The sequence below is a fragment of the Weissella confusa genome (assembly GCF_004766315.1).
GTDB classification, from domain to species: domain Bacteria; phylum Bacillota; class Bacilli; order Lactobacillales; family Lactobacillaceae; genus Weissella; species Weissella confusa_A.
Genome location: NZ_PVSN01000080.1, coordinates 1 through 19,158 on the forward strand (window position 1 = coordinate 1; position 19,158 = coordinate 19,158).

Genomic DNA, 19,158 nt, shown 5'->3' on the forward strand with positions numbered 1-19,158 from the left:
CCTTGGTTGTGCATCTCGACAAGAGACTGCTTAAATTCTGGTGAATATCGAATCATATAAAAAATGCTCCTCTGCTATTAGTTTACAGGGCAGAGAAAAATCTGTCCGTAAATCTAGCATAAGAGCAGGTGGACAACGTAACGGAACTTACACGTCATACTTGAAGGACGATGCTATCGTAATCCCTGAAGGTACTGAATACGTATGGTTCAAGACGAAGGTTCGTAAGGAATCATACACGTACGAGTATTCATTCAACGGTACTGACTGGACTGAAGTACCAGTTGTATTGGACGCCGCAGTCTTGTCAGATGACTACGTTGTACAATCATACGGTGGATTCTTCACGGGTGCTTACGTTGGTTTGGCAGCTGTCGACTACTCAGGTTACGACACTACTGCTGAATTCGACTACTTCGACTACAAGGAACTTGGCGACAAGCAACTTGAAGACGGATCATACTCATGGGAAGCTTCAGAATCACGCTTCGGCTAATATCTGAATAACCAAAACGCCTAACAGTTTTCTGTTAGGCGTTTTTTTGCGTTGCTTTGCCCTTCATCAGACATATTATGTGGCGTAATTCGCACACTTTTTTGTGAAAATAATAACAAATAAACTTAACAATTCCTTTTAGTAAGCGTATAGTTGTTTATCTTTATTGAGTTGTTACCGTTTTCATAAATAGTGAAAAAAGTAACGTTAATCTAGAAATTATCCTTTAGAAAGCGAGTATGCAAATCATGCGTAAAATCTCACCTCATTTAATTTATTTTTTCGGAGCCCTAGGTGGTCTCCTATTCGGTTATGACACTGGGGTTATCTCAGGTGCCATTCTCTATGTACAACGTACTCTTGGCCTAAACGCCTTGGAAGAAGGAATTGTGGTCTCATCAGTTTTGCTTGGTGCCATGATTGGCGCCATGTCAATCGGTCCTCTTTCAGACCGCTTCGGTCGTAAGAAGATGGTAATGGTCGCAGCCCTCATCTTCTTCTTTGGATCACTAGGTTCAGCCTTTTCACCTGACTTTGGCGTTTTAGTTGCTAGCCGTGTCGTTCTTGGTGTAGCCGTTGGTGGTGCCTCAGCCCTTGTGCCAACCTACTTAGCCGAAGTTGCACCCGCTAAAATGCGTGGATCACTAACCTCACTTAACCAATTGATGGTTATGACGGGTATTTAGATGGCTTACTTGGTTAACCTTGTCTTCTCTGGCCTAGCACACACCGTGTCATGGCGTTGGATGCTTGGCTTCGCGGCCCTACCATCAGCAATCCTCTTCATCGGCGGTATTTTCTTGCCTGAGTCACCTCGTTACCTAGGTCGCATTAAGAAGTTTGATGAGGCGTTGCAAGTTTTGAACATGCTTCGCACACCTGAAGAAGCTAAGGCTGAATTGGCCGAAATGGAAAACGCTAAAGACGTCAAGCTTGGCGGTTTCAAGGAATTGTTCTCAAAGTTCGTTCGTCCTGCATTGATTATCGGTGTCGGTATGGCTATCTTCCAACAATTCATGGGTATCAATACAGTTTTGTACTATGCCCCAACTATTTTTAAGACCATTGGCATGGGTGATAGCGCCTCACTAATGGGAACTGTCGGTCTTGGAACCGTTAACGTTTTGATTACCGCCTGGGCTGTTCGTGTGATGGAAACTCGCGGCCGCAAGGAATGGCTATTGATTGGTGGCTTCGGTATGGCCGTTTCACTGATCGCTTTGTCTATCTTAACTAGCCTATCTGTTACAGGTATCATGTCATATGTCACGATCGTCGCAATGGCCTTCTACCTCATCTTCTTCTGTGCAACTTGGGGACCAATCATGTGGACCATGATTGGTGAAGTCTTCCCATTGTCAGTCCGTGGTGTCGGCGTTGGCTTTTCATCATTGATTAACTGGGGAGCAAACTTGCTTGTGTCATTGATGTTCCCTGTTTTGTTGGAACACTTCTCAATGCCAATTATCTTCGGTGCCTTTGCTGTTATGTGTGTGCTTGGTTCATTATTCGTAAAGCACTTCGTCTTCGAAACACGTGGCCGCTCACTTGAAGAGATTGAAAGCATGCTCCACCAACGTGCTAAGGATTCTGCAACTGGTGCAGTTCTACACGGTGCGATGATTCAACACTAATTACAACTAACAAAACCGGTATCAGAACTAACTGATACCGGTTTATTTTGTTAAAATAAATACTATCATTGCCGAAAGGAGTAACCGAATTTGAAAAAAGCACTACATGCCATCTTCAATAACCGCTATGTAAAAACCATCATTGACGTTTCGATGCGTGTCGATATCGTAACGGCTAGTTCTTCGGTTGCTTACTTTGGCCTATTGTCGATTTTCCCAGCGATTATCATTATCGCAACCCTCTTGCCGTACTTCGGGCTCACGATTACAACAGCCCTAAGTTACGTACAGTGGGCCGTGCCAAAATCTGTTTACGGGTTCGTACGACCAATCATCGAGTCAATTCTCGGCCACAACGGGGTTGGTGTATTGTCTGCATCGATCGTGATTACGCTTTGGTCACTCTCACGTGTGGTCGCCTCAATCCGTACCGCTCAAAATGGCATCTACGGCGTGCAACCAAAGAACATTGCCATCATCGACCGCTTTATTTCAATGGCGTGGATGATTTTAGTACTTGGTATTATGGGTGTCCTCATTTTGATTGCCTCAGTTGGATCGAACATCCTCGAAGCATTGCCAATCAGTAGCCACATCGTCCGCCAAATCGAGTCGGCCAAGCTACCGGTTGTCGCCACTGGTTTGTTCATTGGTGCTGCCCTCTTTAATTGGGTGTTACCGGTCAAAAAGCCTCGTTTACAATGGGCTTTGACTGGCACGACCATTCAAGTCGCCCTCGTGTTGTGGCTAACAAAGATTTTCGGGTGGTACGTGAACCTCGCTTCACAGGCCTACACTTTTTACCAAGCACTTAGTTCAGCCATCATCGTCTTGCTGTGGATCAATTTCATTGCCATGGCTGCCCTGATTGGTACAATTGTCACAGCAAGTTTGGAAGAACTTTTCCCTTCAAAACGCGATAAGAAAGCCATTTTGAAGCACTTCAGCAGAAAAATTATCCGAAATAAAGGAAAAAGTTAAGAGTTATTTATTGTATAATTCATTTTTGCGCGTTATTATAATATTTGTTAAAGAGGAAAACGTTTCCATTTAACATTTGAGACAGCAACTTACTCATATCGCCGAGTCTAACCAGCTCGGCATGTAGGTCTAACCAACCTACAACCTACTCCTTAAGAATACCTATTTACCATGGATTAACCACCTATGGTAACGATACGCCTAACCAACGTATCGTTAGGAAAAAGAGTCGTCTTCGGACTAGACTCCGAAACCGCCTATGCCTAACCAACATAGGCGGTTTTGTTTTGCGCTTTTTTCCAGTAAAATCAAGACAAGACTAAAACACTTTGGGGAAGTGCGAAACCATGAACACCTATGAACAACGCGTTTTACAGACCTGTGCGCAGGCTGGACGCATCTTACTAGAAAGCGGCGCGGAGACGCCCCACATCGAAGAGACTGTTGAAATCATCGGCAAGACAGCCGGTGTCAACGTATCTTGCTACGTCACACTAACAGCAGTCTTCGTGTCACTGGCTGATCAACCAACCACCCAACTAACCAAGACAAAGCTTGGGAGCTTTAACTTGCAAAAGGTTGATGAAATTAATCATCTCTCACGCCAATTCGTGGCTGGCGATGTTAATTTCGATGACGTTACACAACAAGTTAACGCCATCGATGAATACGCGATTGATTTTAACTGGCCCACTAAGATTATCGGTGCCGGGTTAGTATCCGTCGCACCAATGTTGGTTTTCAAAGCAACCTGGCCTGATTTAGCCCTTGCCTTCTTCGTCGGTATTGCCGGCTATCTAGTTGCACAATACGTCGGACGCAAAGCAACTGCGACCCCTTATGCCAAGGAAGTTGCGGGTGGTTTTACAATTTCACTGTTGGCCTGGCTATTAATTGCCGCTCACCTTGGCACAAATGCGGAAAACATCATCGTAAGCTCTGTCATGCCGTTGGTCCCTGGTGTCGCGCTCACAAATTCATTACGCGAGATTATGGCTGGTCACATGATTTCTGGTACGGTGCGCGCACTAGATGCCTTATTAATCGCGGCCGCAATTGGTGGTGGTGTCGTCTTAGCCGCTACCCTCGTCCATTTTGGCACGTCATTATAGGAGGTAATCACAATGCAATTGATCATTCATTTTCTGATTAGCTTCGTTTCGACAGTTGGGTTCGGCATCATCACGAACATCCCCCGGCGAGCATTACCAGTTGCTGGTTTAACTGGCGCGCTGGCCTGGAGCGGATACATCGCCTATGGTTACGCACAAAGCAGTGTCTTTATTGCCAATATGATTGCAGCGATTATCATCGGCTTACTCGGCAATATCTTCGCCGTTAAATATCGCGTACCAGTCAACATGATTTACATCCCCAGCCTAGTCTCACTAGTGTCCGGTGGTACTATCTACTTGGCGATGAAGAACTTTTCACTTGGGCATTATAGTCTCGCACAAGAAGGCGTCATCACAACCCTGACGATTGCCGTCGCGTTAGCAGTTGGCTTCGTCCTATCTGAAGTGGTTGTCCGCCAAGTAAAGCGTTATCGTCAACACTAAAAAAACGCCTTGGATTCAAAAATCCAAGGCGTTTTAGTTTACTATTTTAGTGCATTGTAAGCATGCCAGCTGCTCCCAAGGCCAAGACAACAATACCGATAACAATTCGGTAGTATCCAAAGACCTTGAAGTCATTATTCTTGATGTAGTTCATCATCACCTTAATGGCAAAGTAAGCCACAATCCATGACACGATGAATCCAACTGCCATAACACCAGCTTGTGCGCCCGTGAAGCTACCACCATCAAGGAGGTACTTACCAACCTTCAAGATTGTCACACCAAACATAACCGGAATACTCATAAAGAATGAGAACTCAGCAGCCACGAATCGTGACGCTCCCAAAATCAAGGCTCCCAAGATGGTTGCACCTGAACGTGATGTTCCAGGCACGATTGAAAGCACTTGGAACAAACCGATGAACAAGGCCATCTTGAACGTCATTGTGTTCAAATCCGTCAACCAAGCATCCTTGTTAGCCAAGTAACGCTCAACGACGATGAACAAAATACCGTAAATGATCAACATAGATGCCACAACCCAAGCGTTCAACCAGTGTGCATCCATGTAATCGTTAAGGGCCAAACCAGCCACAACGGCAGGCAAAACCCCGACGATAACCTTGAACCACAACGTCCACGTTTGCTTCTTCTCAACCGTAGACTTTGATGGTGCGAATGGGTTCAACTTGTGGAAGTACAATTGGATAACCGCGAAAATAGCACCCAATTGGATAGCGTAGTCAAACATCGCTGTAAAACTCTTCGTCCAAACTGAACCACCGGGAATGTTCATCAATGATTCAGCAATAATAATGTGCCCTGTTGATGATACTGGCAAGAATTCAGTCAATCCTTCGACAATACCGATCACAAGAGACTTCAACAAATCAAGCATATGCTGCTCCTTATTTTTAAATATCAACAGTACTACTTTACCAAACCAACCTAGAATCACCTAATCTCTTAGGGACTTCTTTACTGATTAATTGAAAATAGTATCGCCATCGGTCGTCACAACGTTCAGACGATCGGTCGCTGACTCATCGCGGCTGTAACTACCAACAAAGCGGTTGCCTTGAATCTTAATGTCGCCATTGTTAGATTGAATCTGCAAACCAGGGACTGGCATGTTCGTCACATCCAAATTACCCTCGCGCAACGTCCAGGCATTCACACCAGTCAATTGCGCGTTTTGGACGGTTAGATTACCAGAGTTCAGCTGCACAACGCCGTCATTCATCACAATATCCTTCAATTGCATATCGGTATCAGACGCAGAAACGAATGCCTTACCGAGTGTTGCTTGCTTGGCTGAGAATTGTGAATCAGCTAGATTCATCGTCGTTTCAGGCGACTTCACACCACCAAGGGTCACCAAACCATACGTATTGTTCAACGTCAAATTCTTCGTCTCAATATCATGTAGTGATGATGAACCGGAATAGTTACGAATGTGGACATACTTCATTGTCGTCTTCTTTGGCACATAAACCGTCAAAACGTGTTCAACGCGCTTATTAAACCCAACCCGATACTTATCTTTTTGTGTCCCGGTATAACGGATGTGCAACGCCCCATCCTTGTTCGTGAGGCTAAGTTGCGTGGCATCCCCAACCGTTCCCTTCACACGATACTCATCCTTATCAGTCGCAACAACGTGAATATCCAATTCAACCGCAGTGGCGTCAATCGTCTTGATTGTATCGAATTTCTGATTAATGGCTTTCTCTTGTGGCAACACAAAATGGCCATCACGCCAAACCAAGCTGTTTTGACCACCATTCACGTAACCAATCACTGACAACATGATACCAAGGGCAGCGACAGCAAAACCGATAATGATAATGCGTAACATCTTAGGCATGCTTTGCACCTCCTTGTGGCTTACGCGTAAAGCGACGGCCGATATACTTAACAAAGTTCATCAAGGCACGGAACACTGTTCGAACAACCACAAAACCAATTGGCCAGGCGATGAATTGCAGACCAATCCAAATCAAGCCCAAGCCACCTTGGAACAAGGCCGTCTGCCAGCTTTGTCCGGCAATCGCAAGCGCACCAACAACTTGGAAGAATCCCGTGAAGAGCAACCACAGCAAAATAATAATCACTGCCACAGCTACCAAGACAACGCCGAACAAGCCCAACAAAATGGCAATAATGGCCGGAATCCAAACAACTGATGTCACCAAGCCAACGATAACCACCCACAAGAGGTTTAGTTGACGCTGAATACGTGACTTGAATTGCTTCGTTGCCGAACTACCTTCGTCTGGCGCTTCTTGATCAGCCACATCATCGTAGCGGATTGAATAATCCACTAAGACACGGCGGGCCAATTGCTTGGGTGTACCGAACTCAGCAATTAGCTTTTCGCCACTAAGCCCCGCATCCGCTGCGTACTCACGATAAAATGCAAGGACATCATCTCGTTCATCTTCTGTCAGACCAAACAAATGTCCGCGCAGTTGTGTGAAGTAAATGTTATTCTCCATTGTCTCCCCTCTCCGCCATCATAATTTCATTAACATTACCGCTAAAGGTCCGCCACTCGTCTTGGATTCGCACCATTTCAGAGCGCCCTTCATCGGAAATTTTATAATATCGACGATTACGTCCTTCAAAAGGTTCATCGTACGTCGTCACCCAACCCTTAGACTTTAGACGTCGCAAGACTGGATACATCGTTGATTCGGAAACTGCAAAACGCTCTTGCACCTGTTTCGTCAACGCATAGCCGTATAAATCTTCATCAGAAAGCAATGCCAATACTAACCCATCCATCAAATCACTGGATAATTGCATCGCCATAATTCATTTTCCTTTACAATACTATAACTCATATAATATACTCTCAGTATAAGAAAGAATGTTAACGTTGTAAAGGCAAACGCCGTGCAACCAGTTCTAATAGCATTTCAGAGGGGTATCTATTATGGCAAAAAAGCAATTAACGAAGTCTCGTGACAAGGTCATGAGCGGTGTCCTTGGTGGTTTCGCTGAGTATTTCTCAATCGACGCCACACTACTACGTATTATCTTCGCAGCGGCTGTTGTATTCACTGGCATCTTCCCAATGGTGATTTTGTACATCATTGCGGCAGTCGTTATGCCTGAACCATCAAGCTACGATCGCTACGAGTACCGCGATAACGATGATCGTAAAGACGTAACACCACACCGTTACGACGACGAAATTTAATAAAATAAAACGCCGGCTAGGATGAAAATCCTAACCGGCGTTTTTTATATAGCTATCTTACCAACTGAACAAACCAACCATTGCAGCTGACATCAATGATACCAAGATACCTGAAACCAAGATCAATGGCACATTGGCTGCAATCAAATCAGCCTTTTCTCGGTTAACCAAACTCTTGTATGATCCGATAATCATACCCAACGTACCGAAGTTTGCAAAACTCGTGACGAAGACCGTCAACACGGCACGGGCGTGAGCTGAAGCAAACATTCCTGTATGGTGTAGCACTTCCTTTGACACTTCTCCCATGACAACGAATTCGTTTGTCACAAGCTTTGTTCCCATGTATTGGGCGATTTGGAAGGCATCGTTTGCATTGAACCCTAGCAACCAAGCAAATGGGAACATGATGACGCCGAAGATATTCTCCAATGACAACCATGGCAACGTCGTCAATGACAACAAGTTATCAATCAACGCAGCCAAACCAACGAAGGCAATAACCGTTGCGACGATAATAACTGCGACCAAACCAGCACCTTGGATAGAATCACCCAAGAAAGCAAAGAATGGTTGGCGTTGCGTCTTACCGTTATCCAATGTTTCTTCGTGGTTCAACACTGCGATAACGTCTTCTTCTTCAGACACTTCAACCGGGTTCAAAATCGTCGTCATCATAATCGCGCTCAAAATGTTCAACGGAATCGCCGTCAACACATATTGACCAGGCATCATACCGACGTATGACCCCACGATGGCTGCCGTGACCGTACTCATTGACATCATGGCAACCGTCAAATTACGCTTTGCATTCATTTGTTGCAATTGGAGCTTAGAAACGGCCAACACTTCCGTCGTTCCCAAGAACATCATTTCAACTGAGAAGAATGACTCGAACTTTGGTTGACCCGTCAAAAATGACAAGCCACGACCAACCCACTTAACCAACCATGGCAAAACACCAAGGTACGTCAAAATATCAAACATTGGAATGATAACAATGATTGGCAAAACAGCTGACGTGACGAAGTTCATTGAACCTGATGCTGGCTTTACCCAGTCAGGCAATGCGAATGAAATTCCGTCAAAGGCTGCACTGGTCAACCATTGGAAACCATTAGCTGCAGCCAAGACAGCGTCTCGACCAATCGTGAAACTCGTGAAGAACCAAGCCAACAATAATTGGATGACCAAGATCACACCAACTGAACGCCAGTGGATGTGCTTGCGATCACGAGAAAATAAATATGCCACCCCTAGGAATACGAAAATTCCAAGGATGTTCATTAACAATAGCATCGCTACTCTCCTTGAGGGGTATTTATGTAAAACAACTTAACAAACTTAAGTGTATCAAAAGTAAGCCCCTTGTTAAACGGTTAACCCCTGACAAAACGTCAGTTAAACGTTTAACCATTAAAAATATACAAAAAAACACACCTACTTTTGCAAGTAGATGCGTTCTCATAATCATTATTGTGCGTATGAATAGTAGTCGGCTCCGTAAGTTCCGGTACCATCATCCGTCGTGCTGCCATATTCTGAAGTCGTATCAGACGACTCAGAAGAACTGTCATAGACATATGATGTCAAACCATTAGCCGCAATCGTCGCTGAGCTAACTTCACCACCAAACATCGTACCAGTATCAGCTGCCTTCAAGCCAAGTGACTTACGCAACACGTTTGTGACACGTTGCTTTTCGTCTGCTGTAATCAACTCTGATGAACCTGACGTCAAGTCAACACTAACACCTTGCGCGTGATCAGTCTTAATGTTCTTCGCAGCACTGCTGTACTTTGAAGCAACTGTCAACATATCATCGAAGGTCAAATCCGTGTTCGTTGAATCAGAAATCGTGTTCAAGAACTTCGCGTTAATCAACTTAGTTGGGTTGCTCTTAGCCTTTTCAACGATAGCTTCAAGCACCAAACGTTGACGTTCTTGACGACCGTAGTCTCCACGCGGATCATCGTAACGCATACGAGAGAAGGCCAACGCTGCCGCACCATTCATCTTGTGGTACGTGTGCGTCACGCCATCTTCACCAGTGTGCGTGTAAGTAGATGAACCTTCTGTAAAGCCATATAGGTTACCCGGATCTTGGTGCGCCGTGTCTGGGTTGTAATCAAACGTCAATGGTGACTTAACCTCGATACCGCCCAATTCGTTAACAACCTTCTCTAGGGCGCCCATATTAACAAGGGCGTAGAAGTCGATTGGTACATTCAACCAATCCTGAATCGTCTTAATCGTCGTCTTAGCTGACCCAAATTCATAAGCAGAGTTCAACTTTTGTGGGAATTGGCTTTCAAATCCAACCGGTGCGATAACGGAATCACGTGGCAATGACATGACTGTTACCTTTTCCTTCGTTGGGTTAACCGTCACCAACATCAATGAATCGGTACGACCCTTATCCGTTCGTCCCAACTCACCTGTGTCAGTTCCCAATAGCAAAATTGAGAACGGCTTTCCGTCAGCCAAAACAGCTGACACGTCACGAGACTTCTTAACGCCCGCACTTTGGAAAGCGCCGTTAACGGCATTCTTGGTGTTGTTATACACCGTTCCAGCAATCGCTCCGACCCCAAGTACTAGGACCGCGATAACCGCCAAGATAACATTGCGAGCTACTTTAAATTTATGACCATCTTTCGGACGCTTAGGACCGCGGGGACCGCGAACTTTTTTGTGGCTATTCGCCAACCGTTCGGCCTCACGACGCGCTGTGCGTGATTGCGGCTCATTTTCCATGAGCGACTCCTCTCTTCAATCCAGTAGTGTTTAATACTGGTTAATACCAATTTTTATAATTCTCAAGATATCGCAAAAACGGTATCTTTGACATTATAAAAGCCTCCACCTTTAAAAAAGCTTATAGTAACTTATTTATTCTATACCAAAAAAAAAGCCTAGTCAGCATTTCTTACTAACTAAGCTTGTTTCATAATCAAACATTAAACTGCAACTGGCGCCTTAATTGACTTAGCTGGCTTATAGTTTTCAACCTTAATATCACCCATCGTGTAATCAAAAATTGAGGTTACATCTGAGTTCAAAACAAGTGTTGGCAACTCAGCCATTTCACGAGAAAGTTGTTCAGTCACTTGGTCAACGTGGTTTGAGTAAATGTGCGCATCCCCAAACGTGTGCACGAACTCACCAGCCTCAAGACCAGTCTGCGCAGCCACCATGTGCAACAACAATGAGTATGATGCGATGTTGAATGGCACGCCCAAGAAGATGTCAGCTGATCGTTGGTACAGTTGCAAACTCAACTTGCCATCTGCCACGTAAAATTGGAACAACGTGTGGCACGGTGGCAAAGCTTGTGACGGCACATCTTCTGGGTTCCAAGCACTAACAATCAAACGACGTGAATTTGGGTTCGTCTTAATTTGGTTCACCACATCATCGATTTGATCAATGAAGCCACCTTGTACCTTACGCCAGTGACGCCATTGCGCCCCGTACACGTCACCCAACTCACCATACTTATCAGCAAAGGCGTCATCTGCCAAAATGCGGTCAACGAATAGTTGGTGTTGCTCATCGTAAGTAGCCTTGAAGGCATCATCCACTAGGGCACGGCGACCGAAATCAGTCATATCAGGCCCTGTGTACTCATCAGATTCAATCCAATTCTTAAATGCCCATTCATCCCAAATGTGATTGTTGTGCTCCAATAGGAAACGAATATTTGTGTTACCTTGCAAGAACCAAAGCAATTCGCTCTTAATCAAGCCAAACGGCACACGTTTCGTCGTCAACAACGGAAAGCCTTCTGCCATATCAAAATGCAATTGACGGCCAAATACTGAGCGTGTACCAGTCCCCGTGCGATCCCCCTTCACATTACCCGTTTCCAACACTTCACGTGCCATATCCAAATATGCTTGTTCATTACGACTCATGTCATTATCCCCTTAGTTGTTTTCAGTTACGTACTTGTCAAAATTAATCATTGCGACATCTGTGGCTGTTAGTGGCACTTGTTGGAGTGCAACACCCTTAGCTTGGATTAATGATGTCGCGAACTCATCATTATTGTAGTTACGGATATAATTAATCTTCTTAATGCCAGCTTGTAACAAAAACTTCGTGCAGTGCACGCAAGGAAAATCTGTGACGTAAATCTCAGCCCCTTCTGCCGCAATCCCCATTTTTGCTAGTTGCATCAAGGCGTTTTGTTCCGCGTGAACCGCGCGAATGCAGTGCCCGTCAACAATTAAATCCCCAACTTCTGTACAGTGCGGGGTCCCAGTAACCGATCCGTTATACCCACTTGCAATAATACGACCATCTTTAACAACAACAGCACCGACATGTAGGCGCGTACAAGTGCTTCGTGATGCTAGCATGGCCGCTTGCATCATAAAGTACGCCGGCCAGCCAATTCGTTCGTCTTTCATTACTCTTCCCCGTAAATTTATTTTCGTTATTCTTATAATAACCGACAAAATCGAACGTTTCAAATCTTGATTTTTAAGTTCGTACGTGATTTTATTCTGTTTTCGCATGTTAAACGAACACATTTTTATAAAGAGACGGTAAAACGCCGCAAGTTACGAATATTCAAAATTTTAACTACCCTAAATGCGTGTAAGCCCGAAAATTAAAACCAAAAACAAATCAATGTTATTTCGAAAATGGATTTTTTCACTCCTCTAAACTCTCTCGTTAAAAAGAAGTGCATAATATTATTTTCCGTTGTGAATTTACATTTTTTATGATAAAATTGTAAATGACCTTAGTGTGTTTTAAAACACACTCGTTTACGCAGCGGTTTCATTTGTCGCTGGATGTGAGGATAGCCTCACGAAAGGAGTTCTTATGCCTGCAGCATTAGCAGAAATTAAGCAACAATTAGACGATCACCTTGGTGAGCCAATTACTTTGATTACTCACGAGAGCCGTCACCGTAACATCGAGCACGAAGCCGTTGTACGCGAGACGTTCCGTTCAGTATTCGTCCTAGACTTGAAGCAAGAAGGTAACGAGTTCGACCGTGCCTCATTCAGCTACACGGATATCTTGACGGATAACATCGAGATTACTTTCGCCTAACAAACAAGCCCCGATTCGCATCAGCGGATCGGGGCTTTTCTCTTACTCTTCGATTGTCATGTCATCATCCGTTGTTGGTGCAACACGAACAACTTCAAACTCATTGATGTAGGCATCCTTGAAATCAAGCGCCGTAATTTCAAAATCAAGCACCTTGATGGTATCGCCTGCTGACGTATCAGAATTCTCATCCAAGAAGAATCCCGTCAACGTCACCATGTCGGAATCATCAAATGGGCGGATATCTGCATGGAAGTAACGCTCAAAATCATACAGCGTCATCTTTCCAGAGACCTTGTAGTGCATGTTACCAGCGTCATCAGCACCTAGCTTTTCAACTAAGTCATCAGCAACCGCATCCATCTCATCACGCACTGAACCGAACAACTCTTCGTAAATGTCCTTATCAGTCACGATACCAGACGTACCACCATATTCATCCTTCACAATAACGATTGGCGTACGACGCGCAATCATCTTTTGCAACACATCTTGAATTGGCATGTTCTCAGGCACCGTTGGCATGTGACGGATAATCTTACGAACAGACAATGTGTCATCAATTTGGGCTTGGCGCATCAAATCATAGTTGAAGACATATCCCAAAATCTTATCCTTGTCATTGTCAGCCACGACCGGGAAACGAGAGTGCTTCGTTTCAAAGTAACGTTGCAAGGTATCGTGCACCGAATCCGTGATATCAACCACGTCCAATTGCGTACGATCAATCATAATATCAACCGCTACCTTATCATTCATCTCAAAGGCACGTTGCATAAAGACATAATCAGCATCATCAAGTTCACCACTGCGAGCGGCTGTACGTGACAAGCTTAGGATTTCGGCTTCTGAATAAACCTCATCCCCTTCGTTAGCTGGCTTCATCCCCATCAAACGGGTTACGCCAGTTGCTGAAACGTTCAACAACCACACAAATGGATAGAAGATAACGTGGAATAGGCGCAATGGCGTTGCAACGAACAAGGCGACCTTCACTGGGAAGTCGATGGCCACGTTCTTTGGCACCAACTCCGTGAAGACCACTTCAACATACGTCAAGAATACCAAGGCAATCACTGATGCAATTACACCAGCGCTGGCACCTGTCATTTCCTTCAAAAAGCCACCTTCAAGCAACGAGTGGGCAATTGTCTCTTCACCCATCCAACCAAGAATCAACCCGGCCAACGTAATACCAACTTGGGTCGTTGATAGATACTCATTTAGGTTTTCAACCATGTGGATAGCCGTCGCAATTTGACGTGATGGCTTTTCACGTTCTTCTTGCAACTCAACCAAGGCACTCTTACGCACCTTAACCAAGGCAAATTCAGCTGCAACAAACAACGTTGCAAATAATAGGACTAGGATGATGACAATAACCGAAATTAATAACTCACCTTCACTCAATGTTATTCCCTACTTTCTTTTAGTACAAATTCAATGACACCATTATAGCAAAAAACACCTGATATTTATCAGGTGTTCACTCGCGTATGATTAATGTTCGTCTTCTGAGTCTGATTCAGGATCTTCTTCAGGCAACGCCACAACTTCGAAATCATTGATGTAAGCATCCTTGAAATCCAAAGCTGTAATTTCAAAGTTATTAATCTTGATAGCTTCACCAACTTCAAAGTTAGGGTGCTCATCAAGGACATAACCTGTCAACGTCACCATTTCTGAATCCTCAAATGAACGGATTTCAGTCTTAAAGAATCGTTCGAAATCGTACAACGTCATCTTTCCAGAAACCTTGTAGTGCATGTTTCCTTCCTCATCTGATCCAATCTTTTGAACCAAATCATCAGAAACATCATCGATTTCGTCACGCACCGTACCAAACAACTCTTCGTAAACGTCCTTATCAGTAACGATACCTGACGTTCCACCATACTCGTCCTTAACAACAACGATTGGTGCACGGTGCTCAATCATTTCTTGCAAAACTTCCGTGATTGGTTGGTTTTCAGAAACGACTGGCAAATTACGCAAAACAGTTCGAACTGATGCATCCATGCTCAAACGACCTTGGCGAACCAAATCATATGAGAAGACGTATCCCAAAATCTTGTCCTTGTCATTGTCAGCAACCACTGGCATACGTGAGAACTTTTCTTCTAGGTATAAGTTCAATGTATCTCCGATTGTATCCGTAACATCCACAACTGTAAGTTGCGTACGGTCAATCATAATATCAACTGCAACCTTATCATTCATTGAGAAGGCACGCTTCATAAACGTTAAGTCTTCTTCGTCCAACTCACCCGCTTGGGCAGCATCCTCAGACAACGAAATGATTTCGTTTTGTGAGTAGATGTCTTCATCTGGGTGAGCATTAAATCCAAGCACCTTTGTTACACCAGCAGCCGTACGGTCAAACAACCAAATTAATGGGTAAAGTACGATGTGGAAGAACATAACTGGACGCACGATGAACAACAATACCTTAACCGGTTGGTCGATGGCGATGTTCTTTGGCACCAAGTCAGTAAAGACGGCGTGGATAAATGTAAAGATCAAAATTGCGGCTACTGACGCAACACTGTGGGCGATAGCTGCTGGCAATAGATGTGATGAAATAATCAAGTCAGCGATGAACGCTTCACCCAACCAACCCAAAATCAATGATGTCAGCGTAATACCAACTTGTGCAGTTGATAGATACTCTGTCATGTGGTTAGTCATGTTAATCGCGTGCGTCAAGTTTGATGATGGCTTGTTACGTGCTTCTTGTAGCGCACGCAATGCTGATGGACGCACCTTAACAAGTGAGTACTCAGTCAACGTAAACAAAACAGCCAACAACAAAATAACGACAATAACAACAATATTGATCATAATAGACGGACCGGAATCCATAATTGGTTTACCTCTTCTTTAATAAAAATATTTTCGTAATAAACATTATAACAGAATTAAGCGTTGTACACACCCGCATCATATAATGCGTTATGCAATTCAATGAATCGCTCCAATGACAACTTTTCAGCACGCGTGCGTGGATCCAAATCGATAGCTTCAAGCGCAGTCGTCAACTTAGCTTGCATTGCTTCACACTTACCAAAGGCCGTCGTCAAGTTGTTCCACAAAGTCTTACGACGCATGACAAAACCAATCTTGAACAACTCAAACAATTGCTTTTCATCACGTGGTTGAACCGCCAATGGCTCACGTGGCGTCAATGAAATAATCGCTGAATCAACATTGGGGTTTGGCACAAATGCTGTACGTGATACCGTAAAGGCCAACTTAGCGTTCATGCGGTATTGCACTGCCAACGTCAAAGAACCATAGTCCTTTGTACCCGGCTCAGCTGACAAGCGGTCGGCAACTTCCTTTTGCATCATCACGACAATGTTGTCAAAGTGAATGCCTGATTGCAACACTTGCATCAAAATTGGTGTCGTAATGTAGTAAGGCAAGTTGGCCACCAACTTCAATGGCGCCGTTGTATCAGCAAATTGCTTGGCGAATTCTTTCTCCAAATCAACCTTCAAAATGTCGTTGTGCACAATTGTGACATTGTCATATGGCGCCATCGTGTGATCCAATACCGGAATCAAACGGTCATCGATTTCAAAGGCGACGACTTGCTTAGCTGCACGGGCTAGTTGCTCCGTCAACGCACCAATACCAGGTCCGATTTCAACAACGTTATCCGTATCCTTTACGTCACCGGCTGCGACGATATTCTTCAAAATATTGATATCCGTCAAGAAGTTTTGACCAAGTGACTTCTTAGTGTTGATACCAAATTGATTCATGATAGCTTGCGTGCGCACCGGCGTCGCAATATCAGGTACATCAGACATTTAATTCTCCTCATCCATCTCTTGTAAGATGGTCTTTAATTCTTCGTTTGTCACGCCAAACATGTTTAGTCGCTTCAGCAATTGCTTACCATTGACGTAGCCCAATCCCAGCCGTTCTGAGACATGTTCACGTCGTTGGGCAGCATTAGCGCCAGCCATCAATCCATAACGCACCAAATCGGTACGTGTAATGTCTGACGTCATATCAACATCACTGGCTGTATAAACCTTGCTAAGCGCCTGGCGAATATCATCCGCTGTGGCGTATTCAATCCCTAAACTATGATGCTTAATCTGGCGACCAGCTTCATCCTTTGTTAGAAATGCGTGCTTCGCATCAGGTACGACTGCCGTAATAAGCTTACGTAATCGTTCACCATTGAAATCTGGATCCGTAAACACAATAATCCCACGTGACTTCGCTGCACGCTGAATCGCTTGTAGCGTCGCATCTGACAACGCTGAACCATTAGTCTCAATTGTATCCGCTTCAACAGCATGACGCAAAACCTCAGTATCAGCCTTGCCTTCAACGACAATCACTTCTTGAATCTTCATTACTTATCCAAGTGCCACAAACGGTGGGCATTCGCCGTTGTAATATCAGCCAACTCGTTATACGTCATGCCAAGTTGGTCGGCAATGTTTTGAATCGTGTAACGGACGAACATTGGCTCGTTTTGCTTACCACGCATTGGTGTTGGTGCCAAATAAGGCGCATCCGTCTCAACTAGCAAACGGTCCAATGGCACTGATTTCAACGTCTCGTGCACATCCTTGGCATTCTTGAAGGTTGCAATTCCTGAGAATGAAATATACATACCCAAATCCAAGAATTGCTTAGCTTCTTCTGCCGTTCCCGTAAATGAGTGCATCACGCCACCAAACTCAGCAACGTTAGCATCCTTTAGCACTTCATACGTGTCAGCCGTCGCTTCTCGCGTGTGAATCGTGACTGGCTTGTGGTGGAATTCACGAGCCAAGTCCAATTGCGCCTTAAACACCGCTTTTTGGACGTCTGGCGTTGGGTTCTCTTCCCAGTAGTAGTCCAAGCCCATTTCACCGATACCAACCACCGCCGGGTCAGCTAATTGTTCACGTAGCGTGGCCATATCTTCTGGCTTAAAGTCACCACTCTCACCGGGTTGCCAACCGACGATGGCGTGAACACCTTCAAATTCGTGGGCGATTTCAATGGCACGTTGATTTCCAACTGTGTCATATCCAACCACATTCATTTCAACGACACGATATTCACGTGCGCGGGCCCAATAAGCTGCGACGTCATGCCAAAAAGCTTCGTCGTTCAAGTGCGTGTGTGTATCAAAGCTATCCGCTGGACGCTTTGTTGGATCATAAATTGCCATGATATCTCCTATTTCTAAACGTTTGTAATACTTACTATTTTATCAAAGAAAACCAGAGAATACGAATTAAGGCCTACAAAAAGAGGCCAGGATTTATTCCTGACCTCTCATTAATTAATCTTCTGCATCAGTTGCTAGTACGATTGCCTGCGCAGATGTGACTTCGTTATACAATTCATTAATCAATGCTGAACTGAAACGATCATCACGGCGTCGCTCTTGTATGAACGTCAATTCTGCACTCAATGCCCCCAACAAAATTTCCTGTTCCTCAGCCGAAGATACCTGCTGGTCTCGAATACGGTCACGTTCTTGTGCCGCGACATCACGTAATGCAACTACATAACGAGGATCTTCACTTTCTGCCTCAGCCTGTGCAATGAAGTCAGCCACCGCAGGCTCGCTAATCTCAGCAATTTCTGTAAAGACTAGTTCGCGACTTGAATGATACTTTTGCACGGCGTCATCAGGGTTTAAGTAGCCCATCTTCTTAACAGCCTTAAACTTCTTTTGCATCGCCAACGTTTGATTCAAATCATGTTGTTCGTGTTCGGTCAGTCCTCGTCGCGTTGCCTTACGTTGCAAGCGATCTATACGTCGTTGCATCTTCTGATTGATACGACGCATACGTTCTTCGGGCTTGAGTCGCCGTGAACGCATCAAACTCGTCACAACGCGCTCCAAAATGCGGAACCACATCCGCACATTGTTTGGCCCACGCGCCCAGCGTGAATCAGCATTCGCCTTCACTCTACGATAATAAATCATCGTTTGTTGCGATACGATGCCGGCATTTATCGCCGCTTCAACTGCCTCATCGGTAACGCTTTGAATATCCGTTAAGGCTTTTTGCCAAATCGTGCAATCTAATTGATCACCACCATATCCCAATTGATCTTGCAATGGCGCTGATGTCAAGATTATGGACAGGTTTTTTCGGCACCGAGAGGTGCCGGACTCCGAAAATTTTTCAAAACCCGGATTTCAGCTTAAAAAGGCGTCATTTCTCGGTGTTTTTGTAGGTAGAACAG

The 19,158-nt window shown here is 44.6% G+C and carries 20 protein-coding genes and 1 pseudogene; 7 read left to right on the forward strand and 14 right to left on the reverse strand.

Annotated features, from left to right (window positions below):
- The first annotated feature begins 40 nt into the window (after positions 1–40).
- The 5 genes and pseudogenes from C6P11_RS10410 to C6P11_RS10430 all read left to right on the forward strand — a co-directional run bounded on the left by C6P11_RS10410 (position 41) and on the right by C6P11_RS10430 (position 4,670).
- Positions 41–496, forward strand: a complete 456-nt coding sequence (locus tag C6P11_RS10410; RefSeq protein ID WP_432430736.1) for a hypothetical protein — start codon at positions 41–43, stop codon at positions 494–496.
- A 248-nt stretch (positions 497–744) separates the two neighbouring features.
- Positions 745–2,130: pseudogene (locus C6P11_RS10415) on the forward strand (sugar porter family MFS transporter).
- Between the two features lie 90 nt (positions 2,131–2,220).
- On the forward strand, positions 2,221–3,111 hold the full coding sequence (locus C6P11_RS10420; RefSeq protein ID WP_135520906.1) for a YihY/virulence factor BrkB family protein: 891 nt from the start codon (positions 2,221–2,223) through the stop codon (positions 3,109–3,111).
- 347 nt (positions 3,112–3,458) lie between these two features.
- A complete protein-coding gene (locus tag C6P11_RS10425; RefSeq protein WP_135520908.1) occupies positions 3,459–4,223 on the forward strand; it encodes a threonine/serine exporter family protein in 765 nt (254 codons plus the stop codon).
- A gap of 12 nt (positions 4,224–4,235) precedes the next feature.
- Positions 4,236–4,670 (forward strand): threonine/serine exporter family protein, encoded by a 435-nt coding sequence (locus tag C6P11_RS10430; RefSeq protein ID WP_135520910.1) that lies wholly within the window; start codon positions 4,236–4,238, stop codon positions 4,668–4,670.
- 46 nt (positions 4,671–4,716) lie between these two features.
- Here the strand turns inward: C6P11_RS10430 and C6P11_RS10435 are convergent, their stop codons facing one another.
- The 4 genes from C6P11_RS10435 to C6P11_RS10450 form a co-directional block, all read right to left on the reverse strand.
- Complete coding sequence (locus tag C6P11_RS10435) at positions 4,717–5,568, reverse strand: undecaprenyl-diphosphate phosphatase (RefSeq protein WP_135520912.1); 852 nt, start codon at positions 5,566–5,568, stop codon at positions 4,717–4,719.
- 87 nt (positions 5,569–5,655) lie between these two features.
- Positions 5,656–6,537, reverse strand: a complete 882-nt coding sequence (locus tag C6P11_RS10440) for a DUF4097 family beta strand repeat-containing protein (RefSeq protein WP_135520914.1) — start codon at positions 6,535–6,537, stop codon at positions 5,656–5,658.
- Positions 6,530–7,168 carry a DUF1700 domain-containing protein gene (locus tag C6P11_RS10445; protein ID WP_135520916.1) on the reverse strand — a complete coding sequence of 213 codons (639 nt, stop codon included), beginning with the start codon at positions 7,166–7,168 and terminating at the stop codon, positions 6,530–6,532. The genes C6P11_RS10440 and C6P11_RS10445 overlap by 8 nt, the downstream gene beginning before the upstream one ends.
- Entirely contained in the window at positions 7,158–7,484 is a 327-nt protein-coding gene (locus C6P11_RS10450; RefSeq protein WP_135520917.1) for a PadR family transcriptional regulator, read from the reverse strand. Before C6P11_RS10450 ends, C6P11_RS10445 begins: the two co-directional genes overlap by 11 nt.
- A gap of 124 nt (positions 7,485–7,608) precedes the next feature.
- On the opposite strand from C6P11_RS10450, the gene C6P11_RS10455 reads away from it, so the two are divergent.
- The gene (locus tag C6P11_RS10455; protein WP_135520919.1) at positions 7,609–7,875 is read left to right on the forward strand and encodes a PspC domain-containing protein; all 267 of its coding nucleotides are present in this window, start codon (positions 7,609–7,611) and stop codon (positions 7,873–7,875) included.
- A 57-nt stretch (positions 7,876–7,932) separates the two neighbouring features.
- Here the strand turns inward: C6P11_RS10455 and C6P11_RS10460 are convergent, their stop codons facing one another.
- From C6P11_RS10460 to C6P11_RS10475, 4 genes are all read right to left on the reverse strand, one after another.
- Positions 7,933–9,174, reverse strand: coding sequence for a NupC/NupG family nucleoside CNT transporter (locus C6P11_RS10460; protein ID WP_135520921.1), 1,242 nt, complete (start codon positions 9,172–9,174; stop codon positions 7,933–7,935).
- Between the two features lie 174 nt (positions 9,175–9,348).
- Positions 9,349–10,632 (reverse strand): LCP family protein, encoded by a 1,284-nt coding sequence (locus C6P11_RS10465; protein WP_135520923.1) that lies wholly within the window; start codon positions 10,630–10,632, stop codon positions 9,349–9,351.
- A gap of 203 nt (positions 10,633–10,835) precedes the next feature.
- Positions 10,836–11,792 carry a thymidylate synthase gene (locus C6P11_RS10470; protein WP_135520925.1) on the reverse strand — a complete coding sequence of 319 codons (957 nt, stop codon included), beginning with the start codon at positions 11,790–11,792 and terminating at the stop codon, positions 10,836–10,838.
- Between the two features lie 12 nt (positions 11,793–11,804).
- Entirely contained in the window at positions 11,805–12,290 is a 486-nt protein-coding gene (locus C6P11_RS10475) for a deaminase (RefSeq protein ID WP_003610108.1), read from the reverse strand.
- 421 nt (positions 12,291–12,711) lie between these two features.
- Between C6P11_RS10475 and C6P11_RS10480 the strand changes: the two genes are divergently transcribed.
- Complete coding sequence (locus tag C6P11_RS10480) at positions 12,712–12,945, forward strand: Veg family protein (RefSeq protein WP_003610109.1); 234 nt, start codon at positions 12,712–12,714, stop codon at positions 12,943–12,945.
- A 42-nt stretch (positions 12,946–12,987) separates the two neighbouring features.
- Here C6P11_RS10480 and C6P11_RS10485 read toward each other — a convergent pair whose 3' ends face one another.
- The 6 genes from C6P11_RS10485 to C6P11_RS10510 form a co-directional block, all read right to left on the reverse strand.
- Entirely contained in the window at positions 12,988–14,355 is a 1,368-nt protein-coding gene (locus C6P11_RS10485; RefSeq protein ID WP_135520927.1) for a hemolysin family protein, read from the reverse strand.
- Between the two features lie 90 nt (positions 14,356–14,445).
- Positions 14,446–15,807 (reverse strand): hemolysin family protein, encoded by a 1,362-nt coding sequence (locus C6P11_RS10490; protein WP_135520929.1) that lies wholly within the window; start codon positions 15,805–15,807, stop codon positions 14,446–14,448.
- A 56-nt stretch (positions 15,808–15,863) separates the two neighbouring features.
- Entirely contained in the window at positions 15,864–16,760 is an 897-nt protein-coding gene (gene rsmA / locus C6P11_RS10495) for a 16S rRNA (adenine(1518)-N(6)/adenine(1519)-N(6))-dimethyltransferase RsmA (RefSeq protein ID WP_135520931.1), read from the reverse strand.
- Positions 16,761–17,318: a ribonuclease M5 gene (rnmV, locus tag C6P11_RS10500; protein ID WP_135520932.1), complete on the reverse strand. Its 558-nt coding sequence runs from the start codon at positions 17,316–17,318 to the stop codon at positions 16,761–16,763.
- Positions 17,318–18,127, reverse strand: coding sequence for a TatD family hydrolase (locus C6P11_RS10505; RefSeq protein WP_135520934.1), 810 nt, complete (start codon positions 18,125–18,127; stop codon positions 17,318–17,320). The genes rnmV and C6P11_RS10505 overlap by 1 nt, the downstream gene beginning before the upstream one ends.
- A gap of 114 nt (positions 18,128–18,241) precedes the next feature.
- On the reverse strand, positions 18,242–19,045 hold the full coding sequence (locus C6P11_RS10510) for a hypothetical protein (protein WP_245299871.1): 804 nt from the start codon (positions 19,043–19,045) through the stop codon (positions 18,242–18,244).
- Positions 19,046–19,158 lie beyond the last annotated feature (113 nt).

Excerpts from the sequence above, each read along its gene's own strand:
- C6P11_RS10460 (WP_135520921.1), bottom strand. The coding sequence starts at position 9,174 with ATGCTATTGTTAATGAACATCCTTGGAATTTTCGTATTCCTAGGGGTG.
- C6P11_RS10470 (WP_135520925.1), bottom strand. The coding sequence starts at position 11,792 with ATGAGTCGTAATGAACAAGCATATTTGGATATGGCACGTGAAGTGTTG.
- C6P11_RS10435 (WP_135520912.1), bottom strand. The coding sequence starts at position 5,568 with ATGCTTGATTTGTTGAAGTCTCTTGTGATCGGTATTGTCGAAGGATTG.
- C6P11_RS10475 (WP_003610108.1), bottom strand. The coding sequence starts at position 12,290 with ATGAAAGACGAACGAATTGGCTGGCCGGCGTACTTTATGATGCAAGCG.
- C6P11_RS10505 (WP_135520934.1), bottom strand. The coding sequence starts at position 18,127 with ATGGCAATTTATGATCCAACAAAGCGTCCAGCGGATAGCTTTGATACA.
- C6P11_RS10465 (WP_135520923.1), bottom strand. The coding sequence starts at position 10,632 with ATGGAAAATGAGCCGCAATCACGCACAGCGCGTCGTGAGGCCGAACGG.
- C6P11_RS10430 (WP_135520910.1), top strand. The coding sequence starts at position 4,236 with ATGCAATTGATCATTCATTTTCTGATTAGCTTCGTTTCGACAGTTGGG.
- C6P11_RS10445 (WP_135520916.1), bottom strand. The coding sequence starts at position 7,168 with ATGGAGAATAACATTTACTTCACACAACTGCGCGGACATTTGTTTGGT.
- C6P11_RS10455 (WP_135520919.1), top strand. The coding sequence starts at position 7,609 with ATGGCAAAAAAGCAATTAACGAAGTCTCGTGACAAGGTCATGAGCGGT.
- C6P11_RS10450 (WP_135520917.1), bottom strand. The coding sequence starts at position 7,484 with ATGGCGATGCAATTATCCAGTGATTTGATGGATGGGTTAGTATTGGCA.
- rnmV (WP_135520932.1), bottom strand. The coding sequence starts at position 17,318 with ATGAAGATTCAAGAAGTGATTGTCGTTGAAGGCAAGGCTGATACTGAG.
- C6P11_RS10490 (WP_135520929.1), bottom strand. The coding sequence starts at position 15,807 with ATGGATTCCGGTCCGTCTATTATGATCAATATTGTTGTTATTGTCGTT.
- C6P11_RS10480 (WP_003610109.1), top strand. The coding sequence starts at position 12,712 with ATGCCTGCAGCATTAGCAGAAATTAAGCAACAATTAGACGATCACCTT.
- rsmA (WP_135520931.1), bottom strand. The coding sequence starts at position 16,760 with ATGTCTGATGTACCTGATATTGCGACGCCGGTGCGCACGCAAGCTATC.
- C6P11_RS10440 (WP_135520914.1), bottom strand. The coding sequence starts at position 6,537 with ATGCCTAAGATGTTACGCATTATCATTATCGGTTTTGCTGTCGCTGCC.
- C6P11_RS10425 (WP_135520908.1), top strand. The coding sequence starts at position 3,459 with ATGAACACCTATGAACAACGCGTTTTACAGACCTGTGCGCAGGCTGGA.